Source organism: Gelidibacter japonicus, from assembly GCF_010725055.1.
GTDB classification, from domain to species: Bacteria; Bacteroidota; Bacteroidia; order Flavobacteriales; family Flavobacteriaceae; genus Gelidibacter; species Gelidibacter japonicus.
In genome coordinates this window covers 20,413-39,396 of sequence record NZ_BJKB01000024.1, presented here as the reverse complement: position 1 = coordinate 39,396, position 18,984 = coordinate 20,413, and the positions used below count along the sequence as shown (strand labels likewise).

The window sequence follows — 18,984 nt, the reverse complement described above, 5'->3', positions numbered from 1 at the left end:
ACTATGCTTCTTTAATATCGTCTTCAGTATTTCTGAAATAGATTTTATCATCTATCCACTCCTGAACTGCAAGCGCATGCGGCTTTGGTAGTCTTTCGTAAAACTTAGATACTTCAATTTGCTCTTTGTTTTCAAAGATTTCTTCAAGACTGTCATTATAAGTCGCAAATTCTTCAAGTTTATCTACGAGCTCTCTACGGATATCCGTATTGATCTGTTCTGCCCTTCTCGCAATAACTGAGATGGCCTCATAGATATTGCCAGTTGGCCCATCAATCTCATCACGGTTGTAAGTTATAGTACTCACCGGAGCATCGGTCTTTTTCAAATTCATCATTTCTATATAATTAACTTTTTTTAGTATATTGTTGAACTGCTGTTTGCAATTCGGAATTCATTTTTGCTGCCTCAGAACTAAACTTAGATTCTGGATAGGCCTTATGAAAGGAATTGTAAAATTTAATTGCCGTATTTAAACGGTCCTCTCGTTTATATTCAACACTGTTGATTCCCAATTTATACGCAGAATCAAATCTGTAATACATGGCTTCCTCCCTAAAGCTTGTCCCTGGATAATCCAATAGGAAATTATCAAAGGCCTTAATTGAAGCCTCATAATCGGCGGATTCAAAATTTGCGATACTGTTATACAGCTTTGCTATTTCAAAAGCTTTCCTTTCCAATTTATAATCCAATTCCTGAATTAATTTATTTGCTTGCGGCAAATACTCTGACTCAGGATATTTGTTGATAAACATTTGAAGCTTTTCAATGGCTGTCACAGTTTCCTTTTGTTCCTTACTGTACACTGGCGACAACATATAAAAACTTTTTGCACTTAAAAACAATGCCTCTTCAGCTTTTTCACTTTTCGGATATTGACTTTCAAAACGCTCAAATTGATAGCCTGCCAAATAGTAATCCCTCATATTATAAAATGAATTGGAATACATGAACATCAATTTCTCTGCCTGTGGCTTCCCTCTGTACTGTGGGACAATTTGGGCAAACAACTTATTGGCCTTGCTGTATTTACCCGCATCATAAAGCTCTGTACCCAATTTGAATTTTGTAGCAATATCTTCAGACTTTAAAGCCTTTTGATATTCGCTACAAGAAGACAACAATATGGTGATCAATAAGGTATAACCAATGTTTTTCATCCAAGAAATGTTCTTCTTTGTATTGTTTAAGTGTAATGCCTGATTAAGTATGGTCATAAATTAAGTTATGTTTTTAATGGTACATCGACATTTTTAAACAGAATGCAAAAATACACATTTATAACGTATTATAAAATAAAAAATTTTAGCTAAAATAAGTGTTGAAATTAGGCTGTGGAGACGTTTAAGTAAAGTTTAACGTTTATTATTTATTTGAGAAGCCCCACACTTCTTTTAATTTTTTCTTTTAACGCATCTGATGCCACGACCAAAGGGAGTCTCACAGTGTCCTTTGCCATACCAAGAGCTTCGAAAACAGCCTTGATTCCCGCTGGATTGTTCTCTTCAAAAATCTGGGCGGTGACATCCATTAATTTGAAGTGAAGCTTATAGGCCTCTTTTGCCTTCCCTTCCAATCCAAGACGAATCATATTGGAAAAATCTTTGGGCACGGCTTGCCCAAGCACAGAAATGACCCCTGCACCACCAGCCAAAACAACACCTAATGCCAAATCATCATCTCCTGAAATGATCAAGAAATCGTCTGGTTTGTTTTTTAATAACTGTAAATATTGTGCAACGTTATTTCCCGCTTCCTTTATAGCTATGATATTCTTAAAATCATTGGCAAGTCGCAATGTGGTTGCCGGCAACATATTTGATGACGTCCTTCCCGGAACATTATAAAGTATGATAGGTTTTGGAGACGCTTCAGAGATGGCTTTAAAATGTTGATAAATTCCTTCTTGAGTTGGCTTTGTATAGTATGGTGAAACCGACAGGATAGCGTCTAAATCCGATAAATCTGTAGTCTTGATCTCTTCAATAATTTCAGCGGTATTATTACCCCCAATGCCCAAAACCAATGGCAATCTGCCATCATTTGCTTTCTTTATGGTAGCAATGACATCCTTCTTCTCCTGTTTCGTAAGTGTCACACTTTCTGCTGTGGTTCCACAAATAACCAAATACTCCGTGCCATTATCAATATTGAAATTGACAATGTTTGCAAGAGCGTGATGATCAATACTCAAATCAGATTTGAACGGAGTGATCAGTGCCACACCGGTTCCAAGAAATTTAGTCATTATATTTTTTTTAATATGGTTAAATACTTTTTAAGTTCAGTTTTAAATATGTCGAAATCTTTAATGCCAACGTCCAAGATAAAATCAAACAAACGGTCATCAATACCCGATAATCCTATTTTAAAATTGGCCTTTGAGAGTGCAGTGACCATTTTCAACTCAATCGCATCGTTTTTATAAAATCCCAGAAGAGCATCAAATTCGGTATCCAAAAACATTTGGAGCTCTGAGTGTTTTACTTTTCCTCTCCAGCCGAAGTCATTTTTACTGAAATAATTACCCCATAAACGTTCAGTTTTCTTTACGTCATCGACAAAAACTATGACTTTGATTTTAGGCAATTGGATTCCCAATTCGTGAAAGAAATTTTTAAATACTTCAGCATCAGAAAACTCACTTGAGTCAATAATAACGCCAACAGATTCTATTTTCTTATCACTAACACTAGTGTTTTTAGAACTTAACAGCTTATCGATGAATTTTTGATCGGATTTTTCTCTAAATGCCTTTAAAATCATTTACTTTTGTTTTCGCAAAGGTAGTAAACACAATAGATTTAACAATTAACATTTTAGAAGTTATTCAATGAATTTTAAAAATCTTTTTCTGGTATTAGGGCTGCTTTTGGCCATGTCATGCAAAACACCAACCGACGTTTACAAAATTGAAGGAAAAAACATCAATATTAATGATAGCCTGCCAACCATAACAAGCATTGAAAACTTCATTAAGCCCTACAGAGAAAACATCAATAAGGACCTGGACAGTGTTTTAGCCTATTCGGTGGACACCTATTCCAAAGCTGATGGATATCTTAACACGGCCATAGGCAATTTAATGGCAGACGTGATTTACGATGAGGCCGATCCTATATTTTTTAAAAGGACAGGAGAGCATATCGATTTTGTACTTATGAATCATGGCGGCATTAGGTCCATCATCTCAAAAGGGCCCATCAGCAAAAGAACTGCTTTTGAGCTAATGCCTTTTGAAAACTCAATCGTTGTTTCAAAACTACCTGGAGCCAACGTTAAAGAGCTTTTAGATTACTTAGCAAGAGCCAAGCGCGCCCATCCCATTTCCAAATTAAAAATAGTCTTGGACAAAGATGGTCAAGTCATCGAAAGTTTGGTACATGAAATTCCAATCGATTTTAACAAAACCTATTATGTTGCCACCAACGATTATCTTATAAATGGTGGTGATGGAATGGACTTTTTTAAAGATAGCGAGGAGATATTCGTATTGGATTATAAAATAAGAAATGCACTCATTGATTATTTTATGAAAACAGATACCATCAACCCGGTAGCCGATGACCGTTTTATTCAGTTAAAGGAATAAATTTTTTAAAGTTATGAAACGAGCATGCAAAAGATTTTATCATTTATGGGAATTATTTATGGCGAACAGCATGTGACCATTGAAAAACAATAAACATCAACACATGAAAAGAAGAGAGTTCATTCAGCAAACAACAGCTGCCACTGCATTGGTGGGATTGGGAGGATTTGGTTTACAATCATTTTCAAGCAGCCTAAAAAAGATTACCATTTTGCATACCAACGACGTGCATAGCCATATTGATCCTTTCGGGCCTCAGGACGGCAGAAATCCCAACCAGGGAGGCGTTGCCAGAAGAGCCAGTTTAATTGAAGGCATTAGAGCTGAAAACCCAAATACTCTATTACTTGATGCAGGAGACATTTTCCAAGGCACGCCCTATTTCAATTATTACGGCGGCGAACTGGAATTCAAGCTCATGAGCATGCTTAAATACGACGCTGCCACCATCGGGAACCACGATTTTGATAATGGTCTTGAAGGTTTGTATGCCCAATTGCCACATGCAAAATTCGATTTTATAAGTGCCAACTACGATTTTTCAAACACCATTATGGACACTCACACCAAACCTTATAAAGTCTTTGTAAAAAACGGAATAAAAATCGGCGTTTTTGGTTTGGGCATTCAACTCGAAGGATTGGTAGACAAAAACATGTATAAAGAAACCGTTTATCTTGACCCTGTTGAGATTGCACAGGACATGTCGCGCATATTAAAAGAAAATGAAAAATGCGATTTGATTATCTGCCTGTCACATTTAGGATATAACTATCGCAATAATACTGATAAACCAAGTGATCTGTCGTTGGCCGCGGCTACAAAGGATATTGATTTGATAATTGGCGGACATACACATACATTCCTTAAAAAACCTACGATTGTGAAAAATAGTATGGGCCAGAACGTATTGGTCAATCAGGTAGGCTGCTTTGGGATTAATCTTGGTAAAATCGATTTCTATTTTGATAGTGCCAAAAATAAAACATCTGAAGGAGTGTCTATTCTGGTTTAAGATTGAACAGACACCTGATTATTAGACCGCGCAATTGATTTGGATTCTTTAAGTCCATCAACACTATTTGCGGCCTCCTGATAGTTATAAACGTAAACACAATAAAGGATAAGCCCAACACCTTGAAGTATGTATTGCACTCCTTCATACAACCAGAAATGGATATACGATGCGGTAATCAAACTTAATACATCAGAAAAAGCAAAGGAACATACCACCATTAAAAATATGATGGACTGTGTCGTGTCCTTACTCAAATAAATGGCAAATGCCAAAATTGCCATTACCAACAAAATCACGCCTTTACTTACCGTTAAGGTTAGGATTACACTATCTTGGAAACTATCCTTTAATGCAACAAACAGTAAAAACATAAGGTAGGTATTGATCAGAAAAACAATCACAAAATACCAAGTGACGAGACCTTCAAGCTTTACGTCTTTCAATTTTCCCATCATTAATAGCACCATTAATAGATAGGCTCCCAGAAAACATGATTCTGACAATTTTGAGGAGAGTTTAAAATGATCGAAGACATTAAATATTATTCCTAAAAAATACAGCATAAAAATGATGAAGAATATATTTGCCATTATTTTTTGCTTGTTAAAATAAAGGGTTAGCAATATGGGAATTAAAGCTAAGGTCATGGTTTTGTTTACCAGAGAAAACCCAAAATAAGAGCAAATAGGATTGAGCGAAACAATAAAAACCAACAATAAGGTTATTGCCCAATTAGGCGATAAGGCATGCCATCTTTTCATGATAGATTAGTATAAGTAGGTCTAGCAAAGATACACAAAAAATCGACTTTAATCCTTTTTTTAGAACGCTTCATCGATTATTTTGTTAAAGTTTAATCGATTTATTTTTTAATGTTTGGCCTTTTATGCAAGCACATCTTATTAAATTATAAAAAACGCCCCTATGGCAATCAATGCGACAGATTGTGTTTATATCCAAAAGGTTTGATTGGAAGACAAGTGTATGTAAACGTCAGTATACTCGCCATTAAGATAAAGAGATCGAGATTCCTAACTCAGTGCATGGTTTCAAAGGACCCTCACTAAATAATAGCATAAATAATCCTATCTATTGAGGCGGCTCTAATCTTTCACTAATTTCTGATATCAAAAAGCCAATCGTGTATTGGTCAACCTTAAACCAAAAGGTCACCATATAAAGAATCTTCTTGAGGTTCGTACGAAAGTCTCGATTGGAGGTAGAAAAACACAAAGGCAAGAACAAGAAAGAGAGAACAAAAGACGTTGAGTAAATTAATATTTGAAACATAAAAGTACGCCAACTGTATGATTTCAGAAAAAAAGATAAATATAGATCCAATTAATAAATTGATGGCTTTTTTGTCATTTTTAAGAATATAGTTGATCAATGCTACTGTCAATAAAATCATGATGACAGAGTTATACACAAGTTCTACTAAATATTCATAATAATTTAATCGATCCATTGCTGTATTTGTAACCACTATAACACAAAACACATCAAGTACAATTAAAATAAGAAGATGAAATGGCAGTTTTCTAACAATCTCAAGCAAATTCATAGAGGATAAAATCCGTACAATTAAGAACGAGTAAGACAAAATGTACAACGAATTTCCAATAAAGTACATATAGTCTAAATCATCGATTGGAACAATAGGAACTAACCAACCTATAAAATTTAAAATTTCGGCAATGGCAAAAGTGATCAAAAATAAAAAAAAGAAAAGGCGCCTATTTTTAACTCTTATATAATACAATGCTGTCAATAAGATTAACATCAAGGCTCTTATTCCTGCCGCTTCAACCTCCAGTTCATAAATCTGAAAGCCCATGAACACCACTGAAAGAGCAATCAAAACAGCAATTAAAATTTTTTGTATACTCATATTAACGATTCAAATAATAAGACAAACATAGCAAAATAACGTTAATAAACGAGAAAAAACGCGTTTAATCGATGAATTAAGTTATTTCGTAGGAATTCTACTCCAAAAACTCTTGAAATTCATATTCTGAAATTATTGGAATTCCAAGCTGATCGGCCTTGGACCTTTTGCTTGGCCCCATATTATTTCCTGCAATAACATAACTCGTTTTTTTAGATATGGAACCTGAAACCTTCCCGCCATTATCTTCTATCATTTTTTTCAATTCATCCCTTGAAACCGATTCAAACACTCCAGATACTACAAAGGTCTGACCTTCCAGTTTGTTGGTTTGATTTGCAAGTTTCTCAGCACAAATCTCCATTTGCACTCCAAAACTTTTTAAGCGTCCAATGATTTCTTGATTCTGTTCTGATTTAAAAAAGGCAACGACACTTTCAGCAATACGCGTCCCTATTTCATCTACAGTGACCAAATCTGAGGTTGTAGCCAAGGCTAAATTATCAATACTCTTATAATGTGTGGCCAGTTTTTTGGCTACAGTTTCACCTACAAACCTGATCCCAAGAGCATATAATACACGTTCAAAAGGTATGTTTTTAGAATCTTCAATCCCTTTTATCAAATTATCTGTGCTTTTTTCTGCCATACGTTCCAAATGGATCACTTCTTCCTTTTTAAGCGCATATAGATCAGAATAATCATTTATGAGGTTTTCCTTTACTAACAAGGCCACAGTTTCACCGCCCAAACCTTCTATATCCATGGCTTTTCTCGAAATAAAATGCTGGATTCGACCAATGATTTGAGGCTGGCAGCCATTATAATTCGGGCAATAATGTTGAGCCTCACCTTCATTTCTGACCAGTTCCGTACCACATTCAGGACAGTGTTCAATATATTGTGTGGGTTGTGAATTTGTAGGCCGTTTTGTAAAATCAACCGCAATAATTTTAGGAATAATTTCACCCCCTTTTTCAACAAAAACGGTATCACCTTCACGGATATCCAGTTTTTCTATTTGATCTGCATTATGCAACGAAGCCCGCTTAACTGTCGTCCCCGCCAACTCAACTGGCTCCAAATTGGCCACCGGAGTAATAGCGCCAGTTCGGCCTACCTGATAGGTTATTTCATTCAAGAGCGTCGATACCTGCTCAGCCTTAAACTTATAGGCTATTGCCCATCGCGGGGACTTTGAAGTGTATCCCAACTCCTCCTGTTGATGCAGATCGTTAACCTTGACCACAACTCCATCGGTCTCATAGGGCAACTCATGTCTGTGGATATTCCAATAATCAATAAATGCCAACACCTCTTCTATGGAATTTGCCAAAGTAGCTGCTGTTGGCACCTTAAATCCCCAGGCTCGGGCCTTTTCTAAGCTTTCAAATTGGGTACTTAGGTTTAAATTGTTCCCAGTGATATTATAAAGTAAGCATTCCAGCGGCCGTTTTGCCACCTCTGCACTGTCCTGAAGTTTTAAGCTTCCCGAAGCCGTATTTCTCGGATTCCGATAAGGCTCCTCTCCTATTTCAATGCGCTCTTCATTCATTTTATTGAAACCTTCAAAAGGCAGCACAATTTCTCCTCTAATATCAAATCTTGACGGATAATCTCCTTTTAAGCGCAAAGGCACTGATCGGATAGTCTTGATATTGGCAGTCACATCATCACCCTGTACACCATCGCCTCGTGTGATGGCTTTTAACAATGTTCCGTTTTCATAGGTTAAACTAATGGAAGCGCCATCATATTTTAGTTCGCATACAAATTGCACCTCATCGTCAATGACTTTTTTAACGCGCGCCTCCCAGTCCAGCAAGTCCTCTTTAGAATAGGAGTTGTCCAAAGAATACATACGAAAATCGTGCACTACTGTTTCAAAATTTTTGGTAATTGCGCCACCCACTCGCTGGGTTGGTGAGTGCTCATCGGCAAATTCCGGATGTGCATCTTCCAACGCTTGCAATTCTTTCAGTTTGAGGTCAAAATCATAATCGCTGATTGTGGGTTGGTCAAGAACGTAATAATTATAATTGTGCTCATTAAGCTCGTCGCGAAGCTTTAGTATTTGCTGTTGAATATCCATGGGGTCAATTGAGAGGTAAATTGTCTTTTTTGCTTTATCTTTAAGGCCTCTAATATACTAAAATGCAATTCAAGAAAATAGCCGTACTAATGGTTTTTATCACATTCTTATACAACTGTGATTCGCCAAACCCTGAAAAAACCAAGCCACAAATTATTCCAATGCCAGCGCAAATGGAAAGCACTAAGGGGGAGTTTGTTCTCGACCAATCGGTTGGGATGTCATTTGATAGTAATTTAAAGGTCTCTGCCACTTTCTTAAAAGAATTTATTGAAAAAGGCAGTGCAATTCAGTTGCGACAGAACAATAAAATAAGCTTTATTCAGGACGACACCATTTCAAATGATGAAGGCTATCAATTAACCATCACTCCAAAACAGATTGAAATTAGGGCAAAAACCGATCAAGGTGCTTTTTATGCAGTGCAATCTTTACGCCAACTCCTTCCTGTCGACCTTGAAAATGGTACATTTTATATGGAAAACATAACCATTCCGAGTGTTACGATTACAGATTCACCACAATTTAAACACAGAGGAATGCATTTGGATGTAGGACGTCATTTCTTTTCGGTAGATTTCATCAAAAAATACATCGACGCCTTGGCCATGCTCAAAATGAATACTTTTCATTGGCACTTAACCGAAGACCAAGGATGGCGTATTGAGATCAAAAAATACCCGAAACTTCAAGAGGTTGCCGCTTTTAGAGAACAAACGTTAATTGGCAGCTACAATGCCGATCCGCAGCAATTCGACGGAAAGCGTTATGGCGGATTTTACACTCAAGAAGAAATAAAAGATGTGGTAGCATACGCCCAAAATCGTCATGTAACCATTATTCCTGAAATTGAAATGCCAGGACATGCGCAAGCAGCCATTTCTGCGTATCCAGAATTGGGTTGTACAGGCGAGCAGATTAAAGTTGCCGAAACCTGGGGCGTTTTTGACCACATCTTCTGTTCAAAAGATGAAACCTTTGAGTTTTTGGAAAATGTCTTGGATGAAGTTTTAGAACTCTTTCCCAGCAAATATATTCATATTGGCGGCGATGAAGCGCCAAAAACACATTGGGAAAATTGTCCAAACTGCCAACAACGTATTAAAGAGGAAGGTTTGAAAGACGAGCACGAACTTCAGAACTACTTCATCACAAGAATTGAAAAGTATCTGAATGGCAAAGGCCGACAAATTATTGGGTGGGACGAAATCTTGGAAGGAGGATTGGCTCCAAATGCTACGGTCATGTCATGGCGTGGCACCCAAGGAGCTATTGAAGCGGCCAAACAACACCATAATGTGATCATGACGCCAACGTCTCACTGCTATTTTGATTACAAGCAATCTGATAACGAAGATGAGCCATTGGCAAATAGTGGCGGATTTTTGCCTTTGGAAAAGGTATATAGCTTTAATCCTATCCCGGAGGAACTTACTGAAGAAGAATCCCAATACGTTTTGGGTGCACAAGGAAATGTTTGGACGGAATATATCCCGAACGAAAAACAAGTGGAGTATATGGTGTTCCCAAGAATTCTCGCCATGAGCGAAGTGTTATGGACTCCAACCAACAACAAAAATTACGCTGATTTTGTAGCTCGGGTTGAACACTTCCATCAACGCATGGATGCCTTGGAAATTAATTATGCGAATCATTTATATGAAGTGGAAGGCGAGGTCACTTCTACGGGCTATAAATTGACATCCATCCTCGAGAACAAAACCATCCGCTACACCACTGACGGCACCGAACCGAGTCTTACTTCGGAAGTATATTCCGGAGCCATTCCAATCAACACAGATCTCGTTATTAAAGCGGCCATTTTCAACTCCGATAAAAAATTGGGTGCAACTTTTACTCAACCCATCAACTATCATAAAGCATTGGGAAAAAAGATCAATATCAATGTACAACCGAGTAAAACCTATGCGGGTAGTGGCGCTGATGGTTTGATTAATGGCATTACTGGAAGCGATACACGCATCAATGATAAAGAATGGCTGGGGTTTGATGGAGAGGATTTGGAAATCACCATCGATCTGGGTGAGGAAATGGAGATCAATTCGATTGAAACGCGATTTTACGAGGCACCTTGGATGTGGATATATGCCCCAAAAGTCATAGAATTTGGTATTGACCAAGAGGGTATAAATTCCAAAGCTGAAATCCCGGAGAGCATTGGCACCCATACAGTCGTTAAAATTAAACTGAATGAAACCACACGTTATATCCATTTGAGAATTCCAAATTTCGGATTGATTCCAGAAGGCAAACCGGGTGCAGGACATCAACCTTGGACATTTATTGATGAAATAATAGTTAATTAATAGAAGATCTGATCGTCCCGATAGCAATCGGGACGATCAGGTCTTAAAAACGTAAATATGATATTAGAAATCTGCGCCTCCAATTACCAATCGGCAATCAATGCCCAAAACGCTGGAGCACATCGAATAGAATTATGCTCAGAACTGGCCGTTGGTGGCGTCACACCTTCTTATGGCCTGATAAAACAAGTTATGAAAAACCTGAGCATTCCCGTTTTTGTACTCATCAGGCCAAGAAGCGGTAATTTCACCTATTCTGAAGCGGATTTTGAAATTATGAAACAAGATATTCAAATCTGTAAAGAATTGGGCTGTATGGGTATTGTTTCGGGCGTTCTAAATATGGATAATACGGTTGATATCGATCGGACAAAAGAACTGATAGAGCTTTCGAAGCCTTTGCCTTTTACATTTCATCGTGCCTTTGATCGGACACCGAATCCTTTTGAGGCCTTGAACACTTTAATGGAACTTAAAGTCGATCGGATCCTTACATCAGGTCAGGCCATCTCAGCAGAAAAAGGCATATTGATATTGAACCAGTTAAATCAATTGGCAGATGGTGCCCTAACAATTCTCCCAGGATCTGGTATCAATCCCAAAAATATTTTAATCTTTAAAGGCGCAGGATTTGAGGAAGCGCATTGTTCCGCGGTATTATCACCAGAAATTCAAACACCAGCATCTATCCCCTTGAATACTCCAAAGTTTTTGAATGAGGGACTGGAAATGGCATCCAACCAAGATGTCATTATGGCGATGCTCCAACTAATTAAGGATTGATCGGGTATATTCCTTCTTCTTTAGCTAAACACTAAGAGATCTTTATTCCGGAAACCATTCGGTCATTGCCAAAAATGTCCTTTTTAATTACTACGTCCTCAAAATTACAGTCTTTGAGCAATTGAACCATTTCAGATCCCAAATATTGATTGATTTCAAAGAAGAGTTGCCCCTTGTTTTTGAGATACGTCTGTGCAAATTCCGCTATCGCTTTATAGTAAATTAGCGGATTATCATCGTCCACATATAAGGCCAAAGGGGGCTCATGTCGCAATACGTTATCGCTCATTCTGGATTTTTCCAAGGCTCTAACGTACGGCGGATTGGATACAATGATGTCAAATTCTTTGTTTTTAAATTCCAAACTCGACACTTTATGATTCCAATTGAGAATATCCAACTCAATAAACTCAACCTCCACTTTGTTAAGTTTTGCATTGGTCCTGGCCACCGTCAAGGCTTTTTTACTTATATCTACCGCGAACACCTTGTCAGTGGGTCTGTTTTTTGATAAAGAGATCGCAATACATCCCGTTCCGGTTCCAATGTCAAGAATAGATAAGCTTTCAGTTTTGGATTTGGAAATATCCGTTACCCATTGCACCAACTCTTCGGTTTCAGGTCGTGGGATCAATGTGTTTTCCGTAACCTTAAATGGCAAACCATAAAACTCAGTAGATCCTATAATATATTGAATCGGCTCTTGGTTTTTAAGTCTTGTGATGGCATTGTCAAATTTTTCCGTTTTTTTTCCTGAAATAGGCACATACAAGTTTAGGCTAACCTCCACTCCTTTCATTTTCAAATAACACTCGGACAACAAATTAAAAAAAGATTGAATTTCGGTTTCAGGGTAGTCCCCTTTTAGCGACGAATAGAAGTGTTCGCGTAGTGTTTTTAATAACATTATAATGATTTTAGCATCCAAACATTACATGAATAATGTCCTGTATCTCCCAATGGCCCTTCCAAAGGTTCAAATCCAGATTTGGCATAAAGTTTTGTGGCATCTTTCATATAAGGGAAGGTTTCGAGATAGCATTTTTCAAAACCAAACGATTTGGCTTTTTCCAAGCATACCTCCATCATTTTCATACCTAGTCCCTTCCCTCTTGCCTCGGGCAAAAAATACATTTTCTGCAATTCACAAATCGGACCTTTATAATTTTCCAATGGAGCTATTCCGGCGCCTCCAATAATTTTTCCCTGATCTTCAACCACAAAATAAGCTGCATTGTCCTTATTATAAGTGGTGGTCATTTCATCAAGCGCCTTATCGGCATAAGCAGTGCCCACCTTCGGCACACCCATTTCAATCAAAACCGCACGTATAACCTCTGCCACCTGGGCGTCATCTTCCGTTTTAATTTCTCTGATCAAGATAGCCGCTTTGCTCACGATAATATGTTATTTTTGTTTCGATAATTATCGGGATGAATATACATGAAAAATATATAAAACGTTGCATCGAAATCGGCAAAAATGGACTGGGGACCACAGCTCCAAACCCAATGGTGGGATGTGTTATAGTACATGATCAATCGATTATTGGAGAGGGCTTTACAAGTCCATACGGCGGCGCCCATGCTGAAGTGAATGCCATTAACAGCGTGAAAAACCCAAACTTACTTTCTAAAGCAACACTTTATGTGACCTTAGAACCTTGTTCCCATTTTGGAAAAACTCCACCCTGTGCCGATGCCATCATCAAATTTAAAATCCCAAAGGTAGTTATTGGCACTACGGATACACATAGTGCCGTTGCAGGAAAAGGCATTGAAAAACTGAAGGCTTCAGGATGTGAAATTATTGTAGGCGTTTTGGAAGATGAAGTCAAAGCCCATCACAAGCGTTTTTTTACGTTTCACAATAAAAAACGCCCCTATATCATACTAAAATGGGCGGAAACTGCCGACGGATTTATTGCGCCCTCATCAAGGGATGAACAAAAACCAGTATGGATTACCAATGAATTTTCACGACAGTTGGTACATAAATGGCGCGCCGAAGAACAAGCGATTTTAGTTGGAACGAATACGGTCATTGAAGATAATCCCAGCCTGACTACGAGGGATTGGTGCGGCAGAAATCCGATACGTATAGTTTTGGATAAAAACTCACGCCTATTTTTAGATGCCGCGGTTTTTGATGCCAAGGCAACAACAATATTAATAAGTGAGAAGGATGAAGCTCGGAACACGGAGACTCAGGATGATAGTTTGAAAAACACCAACCTTTCCATAAATTTGGAGTTGCTGAATTGGGAGTTGAAAGATAAAATTGCCCACCAAATTTGTACAATTCTTTTTGGACATGATATTAATTCTGTTATCATTGAAGGTGGACGCCAAACGCTACAAACCTTTATAGATGAAAATCTTTGGGATGAAGCACGAGTTTTCAAAGGCACCATAAATTTTACCAGCGGCACAAAAGCACCCCACTTTTCAGGACGATTACTTTCAGAAGAAAAAATCATCAACGACACCTTAAAACTTTATACCAATGATTAAAAACATCATATTTGATTTTGGAGATGTATTTATCAATCTAGATAAAAAGGGCGCTAAGGCCCATGCGCTCAACTTATTTGAAATGGATGAACTCTCAGATGAAATACACGCCATAAATACGCTTTATGAGCAAGGCCTTATGAGTACCGATGAGTTTCTGGAGTTTTATTTGGATAATTTCCCAGACCACGACAGGGACACACTTTTGGAATCCTGGAATTATATCTTAAGGGATTTCCCATTGCACAGATTGGAGTTTTTGGAACAGTTGGCGGCAGACAAAAAGTATAAACTTATTTTGCTAAGCAACACGAATGAGCTGCATATCAACTGGGTCAAAGAAAATATAGGTTTCTATGAAGAGTTTAAAACGCATTTTGATGCGTTCTATCTTTCACATGAAATCCAATTAAGAAAACCTAACGCCAATATTTACGAATTCGTTTTAAAAGAAAACAATATAAAAGCAGAGGAATCCCTGTTTATTGATGACACTGAAGAAAATATTATCACTGCTGCAAAATTGGGCATCCACACATGGCATATCAATCCAGAAACCGAGGATATCACGACCTTGCTCTCAACTAAAAAAGACCTATTTTGATATACCTCATTCTCAGTATAACGGCGTCATTATTCATTTTTGTCGTTTTTAAACTACTGGAGAAATTTGAGGTCAATACCTTTCAAACTATTGTAGTCAATTATATAGTAGCCTTCAGCTTTGGTTTTCTCGCTGCTCGAGATTCAATGGCTATAAATTCCATAGTTGATGCTGAGTGGTTTTTAGGAAGTATTATCGTAGGTGCCCTATTTATTGGCCTCTTCACTATGATGGCATGGACCGCTCAGAAAAACGGGCTTTCCGTGGCTTCTGTGGCCTCAAAGATGAGTGTCATCATCCCGATCATTTTTGGAGTCATCTTATTCCGTGAGAGTATCGGGTATCAAAAAATCATCGGTATAGTTTTAGCTTTTATTGCGGTGTATCTGGTTTCAGCAAAGTCAAAAACCACAGTTAATTTCAAGAAAAACCTTATGCTGCCATTCCTGCTTTTCTTGGGCTCAGGAATCAGTGATACCTATATCAACTATTTACAGCATACATCTATTTCTGAAGAGAATATTCCAGTATTTTCGGCTTGTGTTTTCGGATTTGCAGGACTAATCGGAATAAGCATTTTAGCTGCCAAAAAATCTGGCAATCAGTTGCAATTGGATTCAAAAAGCATTCCTGGAGGTATCGCCTTAGGACTTCTCAATTATGCTTCCTTATATTATATCATTAAAGCGCTACAATCTCAAAATATGGAAAGCTCTTCTTTTTTCACCATAAATAACGTGGCCATTGTAATGATATCAACATTAATTGGCCTTTGGTTCTTTAATGAGCATTTAACCAATAGGAATTGGATAGGAATTGGATTGGCACTTATTGCCATTTATTTAGTAACTTTTGCGTGATATGACAGAAAAAGACACCTACAAAACCATAACCAAACCATCAGCTGAAGTTCAGTTTAAAGAGAAAAACAGCAAGTTTTTGGGGTATGCATTTCCAATCAAAACGGAAGATGACGTTAAAATCCATCTTGAAAATCTAAGAAAACAACATCATTCTGCCAGGCATTGGTGCTACGCCTATCAGTTGGGAATTCTTGAAAATCAATACCAATTTAGGGTCAATGATGATGGAGAACCAAACAATAGTGCGGGAATGCCTATTTATGGTCAAATCCAATCGTTTGAACTCACCAATGTATTAATTGTTGTGGTCAGGTATTTTGGAGGTGTAAAATTGGGTGTTGGCGGACTTATAACCGCTTATAAAACGGCCGCCCAAATGGCATTAGAGCATTCAAAAATTGTCACCAAAACCATAAATCAAGAGATAGAACTCAAATTTGAGTATAAAGACATGAACAAAGTGATGCGTGTTATCAAAGAAAAAAACCTAAAAATATCACGACAAACTTTAGAATTGACATGCACAATTATTATTTCGGTTAGATTAAAAAATATAAAAAGTGTTTTAGAAGCTTTCGAGCCGATTTTCGGAGTGGAATTAAAAATTTTGGACGATTAATTCCGCAGTTTGTCTAAAAGATATTTAGGACATCTTGTAGGTCTATTCCTATTAACATCCATAAATACCAATTCGGTATTTCCTTTTGTTAAAATTTCCCCCGATTGGTTTGTGATTTCGTAATCAAATTCAATACTTGCAGAAGGCATTTTTACCAACTGAGTTTTCACTTTAATAAGGTCATCGTAACGCGCTGGCTTTTTGTATTTTACACTTAGACTTACCACAGGCAACATGAGACCCTCCTCTTCCATACTTTTATAGGATATTCCAAATTTCCTCAACCACTCTACCCTACCAACCTCAAAGTATTGGGCGTAGTTTCCGTAATAGACAATACCCATTTGGTCAGTTTCAGCATAACGCACTCTAAGTTCAATTTCGTGGTAATATAAAGGATTTGACATCTTTGTTTGGTTTATTTTTTGTATTTTCATCGCGGATTAAACATGGGGATTTAATTCTGAATATTCAATAGCATTTGATTTTTTTTTTCAGAAATTTGTTCACATATTTGTCTCAGAAATTATTCAAGAGAAAACACAGATTTCTCTTTTTTTTGCTAATCTGACTAACAACAAAAAATTAACTTTTCACAATGGAAGTAACTGCGCAATCGGTTTGGAAAAATTGTCTATCTTTTATAAAGGACAACATCCAACCCCAAGCATATAAAACTTGGTTTGAACCTATTACAGCAGTAAAGCTTACTGACAATGCCCTGAGCATCCAGGTACCTAGTAAATTCTTTTACGAATGGCTGGAAGAGCATTACGTAAAAATCCTAAAAGTAGCCTTAAACAAAGAACTCGGAGAACGGGCCAAATTAGTATATGTCATAAAAATGGAGAACACTTATGGCAACAAACAACCATTTACTGAAAAAATACCAAGTTCAAATAGAAGCGCAGTAAAATCTCAAGATGTTGATATTCCGCTAAAAAATAAAAATCCAGAATTAAAAAATCCATTCATCATTCCAGGAATTAGAAATGTAAAAATTGAGTCTCAACTCAATCCTAATTACAATTTTGAAAATTTCCTAGAAGGAGATTCCAATCGCTTGGCAAGAAATGCCGGATTGGCAGTGGCGAATAAACCAGGAGGGACCTCTTTTAACCCACTTTTGATCTTTGGTGGTGTTGGTCTTGGCAAAACCCATTTAGCCCATGCCATTGGTATAGATATTAAAGATAAATACCCGGAAAAAACAGTACTTTATATTTCTGCCGAAAAATTCACACAGCAGTACATAGATTCTGTCAAGAAGAACAATAGAAATGATTTCATTCACTTCTATCAAATCATTGATGTTTTGATTATTGATGATGTTCAATTTTTATCCGGTAAGACAGGAACCCAAGATGTGTTTTTCCATATTTTCAATCATTTACACCAGAACGGGAAACAGGTCATCCTAACATCAGATAAAGCACCTGTAGACATGCAGGATATTGAACAGCGTTTATTATCCCGATTCAAATGGGGGCTTTCTGCCGAATTGCAAAGTCCTGATTTTGAAACCAGAGTCTCGATTTTAAAGAACAAATTGTATCGTGATGGTGTGGAAATGCCCGATGATATTATTGAATATGTAGCCAAACATATAAAAACCAATGTAAGGGAACTTGAAGGTGCCATTATTTCCTTAATCGCCCAATCTTCATTCAACAAAAAAGAGATCACCATTAGCCTAGCTAAGGAAATTGTTGAGAAGTTTGTCAAAAACACCAAGCGGGAGGTATCCATCGATTATATTCAAAAGGTCGTCTCAGATTATTTCCAAATGGATGTTGACACCTTACAATCCAAAACAAGAAAAAGACATATTGTACAAGCAAGACAGTTAGCCATGTTTTTTGCTAAAAAATACACAAAGGCATCATTGGCCAGCATTGGATCCCAAATTGGCAAACGTGACCATGCCACTGTACTTCATGCTTGCAAAACAGTTGACAACCTCTCTTCTACAGACAAACAATTCAGAAAGTATGTTGAGGACATTGCCAAGAAATTGGCTCTCTAAAAAACTGTATTCGTATTTAAACCTTTCAACTTCTGATCAAAAATACAGAGCCTCCAAGCAGTTTGAATAGCAAATGTAAGTTGTCAATCTATTTGCCGTTATCACTCTGTTTGGAGGTATGAACCAAAACTTAATTATCATGACAAGAATCTTAATGGTCTGTTTGGGAAATATCTGCAGATCACCATTAGCGCATGGCATTCTTGAATCCAAATTGCCTTCCGACAAATTTGAGGTTGACTCTGCCGGAACCGCCAATTATCATATAGGTAAATCACCCGACCATCGTTCCATTGCAATAGCAAAAGCGAAAGGTCTCGACATTTCCAATCAAAAATGCAGGCAATTTGAACTTTCAGATTTTGACAATTTCGACATTATCTATGTCATGGATCAATCCAACTATGACAACGTTGTGAAATTGGCGAGAGATGTAGAAGATATCGCTAAGGTGAAACTAATTTTACAGGATGCTCAAACCTCCACTGGCCACGAAGTTCCAGATCCCTATTGGGGCAACACTCAAGATTTTGAGGATGTCTTCACTCTTTTGGACGATGCCTGTGAAAAAATTTCCTACAATTTAAATAAGTAACTATATTATACCTCTTTATTTTTTTCGTAGTTTAGACCTAACTTTTTAAAAATGAAGA

At 37.4% G+C, this 18,984-nt stretch carries 20 protein-coding genes; 10 read left to right on the top strand and 10 right to left on the bottom strand.

From position 1 onward, the window contains the following. Nucleotide 1: 1 nt before the first annotated feature. From G6N06_RS18105 to G6N06_RS18090, 4 genes are all read right to left on the bottom strand, one after another. Nucleotides 2-334, bottom strand: a complete 333-nt coding sequence (locus G6N06_RS18105; protein WP_205334795.1) for a DNA-directed RNA polymerase subunit omega — start codon at nt 332-334, stop codon at nt 2-4. Between the two features lie 13 nt (nt 335-347). Beyond that, nucleotides 348-1,163, bottom strand: a complete 816-nt coding sequence (locus G6N06_RS18100) for an outer membrane protein assembly factor BamD (protein WP_163518126.1) — start codon at nt 1,161-1,163, stop codon at nt 348-350. Nucleotides 1,164-1,372: 209 nt separating this feature from the next. Then, nucleotides 1,373-2,251, bottom strand: coding sequence for a 4-hydroxy-tetrahydrodipicolinate synthase (gene dapA / locus G6N06_RS18095; RefSeq protein ID WP_163518114.1), 879 nt, complete (start codon nt 2,249-2,251; stop codon nt 1,373-1,375). Continuing rightward, the gene (locus G6N06_RS18090; protein WP_163518113.1) at nt 2,251-2,769 is read right to left on the bottom strand and encodes a DUF6913 domain-containing protein; all 519 of its coding nucleotides are present in this window, start codon (nt 2,767-2,769) and stop codon (nt 2,251-2,253) included. Before G6N06_RS18090 ends, dapA begins: the two co-directional genes overlap by 1 nt. Nucleotides 2,770-2,836: 67 nt before the next feature. On the opposite strand from G6N06_RS18090, the gene G6N06_RS18085 reads away from it, so the two are divergent. Both G6N06_RS18085 and G6N06_RS18080 read left to right on the top strand, forming a co-directional pair. Continuing rightward, a complete protein-coding gene (locus G6N06_RS18085; RefSeq protein WP_163518112.1) occupies nt 2,837-3,595 on the top strand; it encodes a 5'-nucleotidase C-terminal domain-containing protein in 759 nt (252 codons plus the stop codon). Between the two features lie 103 nt (nt 3,596-3,698). Beyond that, on the top strand, nt 3,699-4,610 hold the full coding sequence (locus G6N06_RS18080) for a bifunctional metallophosphatase/5'-nucleotidase (protein ID WP_163518111.1): 912 nt from the start codon (nt 3,699-3,701) through the stop codon (nt 4,608-4,610). Here the strand turns inward: G6N06_RS18080 and G6N06_RS18075 are convergent. The 3 genes from G6N06_RS18075 to ligA form a co-directional block, all read right to left on the bottom strand. Then, entirely contained in the window at nt 4,607-5,374 is a 768-nt protein-coding gene (locus G6N06_RS18075; protein WP_163518110.1) for a hypothetical protein, read from the bottom strand. The two genes, G6N06_RS18080 and G6N06_RS18075, sit on opposite strands and share 4 nt — an antisense overlap. A 395-nt stretch (nt 5,375-5,769) precedes the next feature. Further along, nucleotides 5,770-6,504, bottom strand: a complete 735-nt coding sequence (locus G6N06_RS18070; RefSeq protein WP_163518109.1) for a hypothetical protein — start codon at nt 6,502-6,504, stop codon at nt 5,770-5,772. 97 nt (nt 6,505-6,601) lie between these two features. Beyond that, nucleotides 6,602-8,596: an NAD-dependent DNA ligase LigA gene (gene ligA, locus G6N06_RS18065; RefSeq protein WP_163518108.1), complete on the bottom strand. Its 1,995-nt coding sequence runs from the start codon at nt 8,594-8,596 to the stop codon at nt 6,602-6,604. A 62-nt stretch (nt 8,597-8,658) separates the two neighbouring features. Between ligA and G6N06_RS18060 the strand changes: the two genes are divergently transcribed. Together G6N06_RS18060 and G6N06_RS18055 are read left to right on the top strand one after the other, a co-directional pair. Beyond that, nucleotides 8,659-10,923: a family 20 glycosylhydrolase gene (locus G6N06_RS18060; RefSeq protein ID WP_163518107.1), complete on the top strand. Its 2,265-nt coding sequence runs from the start codon at nt 8,659-8,661 to the stop codon at nt 10,921-10,923. Between the two features lie 57 nt (nt 10,924-10,980). Next, entirely contained in the window at nt 10,981-11,706 is a 726-nt protein-coding gene (locus G6N06_RS18055; RefSeq protein WP_163518106.1) for a copper homeostasis protein CutC, read from the top strand. Nucleotides 11,707-11,737: 31 nt separating this feature from the next. Here G6N06_RS18055 and prmC read toward each other — a convergent pair whose 3' ends face one another. Both prmC and G6N06_RS18045 read right to left on the bottom strand, forming a co-directional pair. Further along, entirely contained in the window at nt 11,738-12,613 is an 876-nt protein-coding gene (gene prmC / locus G6N06_RS18050; RefSeq protein ID WP_163518105.1) for a peptide chain release factor N(5)-glutamine methyltransferase, read from the bottom strand. Next, nucleotides 12,613-13,104: a GNAT family N-acetyltransferase gene (locus G6N06_RS18045; RefSeq protein ID WP_163518104.1), complete on the bottom strand. Its 492-nt coding sequence runs from the start codon at nt 13,102-13,104 to the stop codon at nt 12,613-12,615. Before G6N06_RS18045 ends, prmC begins: the two co-directional genes overlap by 1 nt. A gap of 35 nt (nt 13,105-13,139) precedes the next feature. Here G6N06_RS18045 and ribD point away from each other — a divergent pair, with 35 nt between their 5' ends. Genes ribD through G6N06_RS18025 form a run of 4 tightly spaced genes read left to right on the top strand, consistent with a single transcriptional unit; the run spans nt 13,140 to nt 16,305 of the window. Then, nucleotides 13,140-14,219, top strand: coding sequence for a bifunctional diaminohydroxyphosphoribosylaminopyrimidine deaminase/5-amino-6-(5-phosphoribosylamino)uracil reductase RibD (gene ribD / locus G6N06_RS18040; RefSeq protein ID WP_163518103.1), 1,080 nt, complete (start codon nt 13,140-13,142; stop codon nt 14,217-14,219). After that, the gene (locus G6N06_RS18035) at nt 14,212-14,823 is read left to right on the top strand and encodes an HAD family hydrolase (RefSeq protein WP_163518102.1); all 612 of its coding nucleotides are present in this window, start codon (nt 14,212-14,214) and stop codon (nt 14,821-14,823) included. Before ribD ends, G6N06_RS18035 begins: the two co-directional genes overlap by 8 nt. After that, nucleotides 14,820-15,683, top strand: a complete 864-nt coding sequence (locus G6N06_RS18030; RefSeq protein WP_163518101.1) for an EamA family transporter — start codon at nt 14,820-14,822, stop codon at nt 15,681-15,683. The genes G6N06_RS18035 and G6N06_RS18030 overlap by 4 nt, the downstream gene beginning before the upstream one ends. A gap of 1 nt (nt 15,684) precedes the next feature. Further along, a complete protein-coding gene (locus G6N06_RS18025) occupies nt 15,685-16,305 on the top strand; it encodes an IMPACT family protein (RefSeq protein ID WP_163518100.1) in 621 nt (206 codons plus the stop codon). Here the strand turns inward: G6N06_RS18025 and G6N06_RS18020 are convergent. Continuing rightward, on the bottom strand, nt 16,302-16,712 hold the full coding sequence (locus G6N06_RS18020) for an acyl-CoA thioesterase (protein ID WP_163518099.1): 411 nt from the start codon (nt 16,710-16,712) through the stop codon (nt 16,302-16,304). The genes G6N06_RS18025 and G6N06_RS18020 overlap by 4 nt on opposite strands. A gap of 191 nt (nt 16,713-16,903) precedes the next feature. On the opposite strand from G6N06_RS18020, the gene dnaA reads away from it, so the two are divergent. Together dnaA and G6N06_RS18010 are read left to right on the top strand one after the other, a co-directional pair. After that, nucleotides 16,904-18,331, top strand: coding sequence for a chromosomal replication initiator protein DnaA (gene dnaA / locus G6N06_RS18015; protein ID WP_163518098.1), 1,428 nt, complete (start codon nt 16,904-16,906; stop codon nt 18,329-18,331). Nucleotides 18,332-18,464: 133 nt separating this feature from the next. Beyond that, nucleotides 18,465-18,926: a low molecular weight protein-tyrosine-phosphatase gene (locus tag G6N06_RS18010; RefSeq protein WP_163518125.1), complete on the top strand. Its 462-nt coding sequence runs from the start codon at nt 18,465-18,467 to the stop codon at nt 18,924-18,926. The last annotated feature ends 58 nt before the right edge of the window (nt 18,927-18,984 follow it).

Coding starts and splice junctions, on each gene's coding strand:
- G6N06_RS18055 (WP_163518106.1), top strand. CDS start 10,981: ATGATATTAGAAATCTGCGCCTCCAATTACCAATCGGCAATCAATGCC.
- ribD (WP_163518103.1), top strand. CDS start 13,140: ATGAATATACATGAAAAATATATAAAACGTTGCATCGAAATCGGCAAA.
- G6N06_RS18070 (WP_163518109.1), bottom strand. CDS start 6,504: ATGAGTATACAAAAAATTTTAATTGCTGTTTTGATTGCTCTTTCAGTG.
- ligA (WP_163518108.1), bottom strand. CDS start 8,596: ATGGATATTCAACAGCAAATACTAAAGCTTCGCGACGAGCTTAATGAG.
- dnaA (WP_163518098.1), top strand. CDS start 16,904: ATGGAAGTAACTGCGCAATCGGTTTGGAAAAATTGTCTATCTTTTATA.
- G6N06_RS18075 (WP_163518110.1), bottom strand. CDS start 5,374: ATGAAAAGATGGCATGCCTTATCGCCTAATTGGGCAATAACCTTATTG.
- G6N06_RS18060 (WP_163518107.1), top strand. CDS start 8,659: ATGCAATTCAAGAAAATAGCCGTACTAATGGTTTTTATCACATTCTTA.
- G6N06_RS18085 (WP_163518112.1), top strand. CDS start 2,837: ATGAATTTTAAAAATCTTTTTCTGGTATTAGGGCTGCTTTTGGCCATG.
- prmC (WP_163518105.1), bottom strand. CDS start 12,613: ATGTTATTAAAAACACTACGCGAACACTTCTATTCGTCGCTAAAAGGG.
- G6N06_RS18100 (WP_163518126.1), bottom strand. CDS start 1,163: ATGAAAAACATTGGTTATACCTTATTGATCACCATATTGTTGTCTTCT.
- G6N06_RS18035 (WP_163518102.1), top strand. CDS start 14,212: ATGATTAAAAACATCATATTTGATTTTGGAGATGTATTTATCAATCTA.
- G6N06_RS18025 (WP_163518100.1), top strand. CDS start 15,685: ATGACAGAAAAAGACACCTACAAAACCATAACCAAACCATCAGCTGAA.
- dapA (WP_163518114.1), bottom strand. CDS start 2,251: ATGACTAAATTTCTTGGAACCGGTGTGGCACTGATCACTCCGTTCAAA.
- G6N06_RS18080 (WP_163518111.1), top strand. CDS start 3,699: ATGAAAAGAAGAGAGTTCATTCAGCAAACAACAGCTGCCACTGCATTG.
- G6N06_RS18020 (WP_163518099.1), bottom strand. CDS start 16,712: ATGTCAAATCCTTTATATTACCACGAAATTGAACTTAGAGTGCGTTAT.
- G6N06_RS18090 (WP_163518113.1), bottom strand. CDS start 2,769: ATGATTTTAAAGGCATTTAGAGAAAAATCCGATCAAAAATTCATCGAT.
- G6N06_RS18105 (WP_205334795.1), bottom strand. CDS start 334: ATGAATTTGAAAAAGACCGATGCTCCGGTGAGTACTATAACTTACAAC.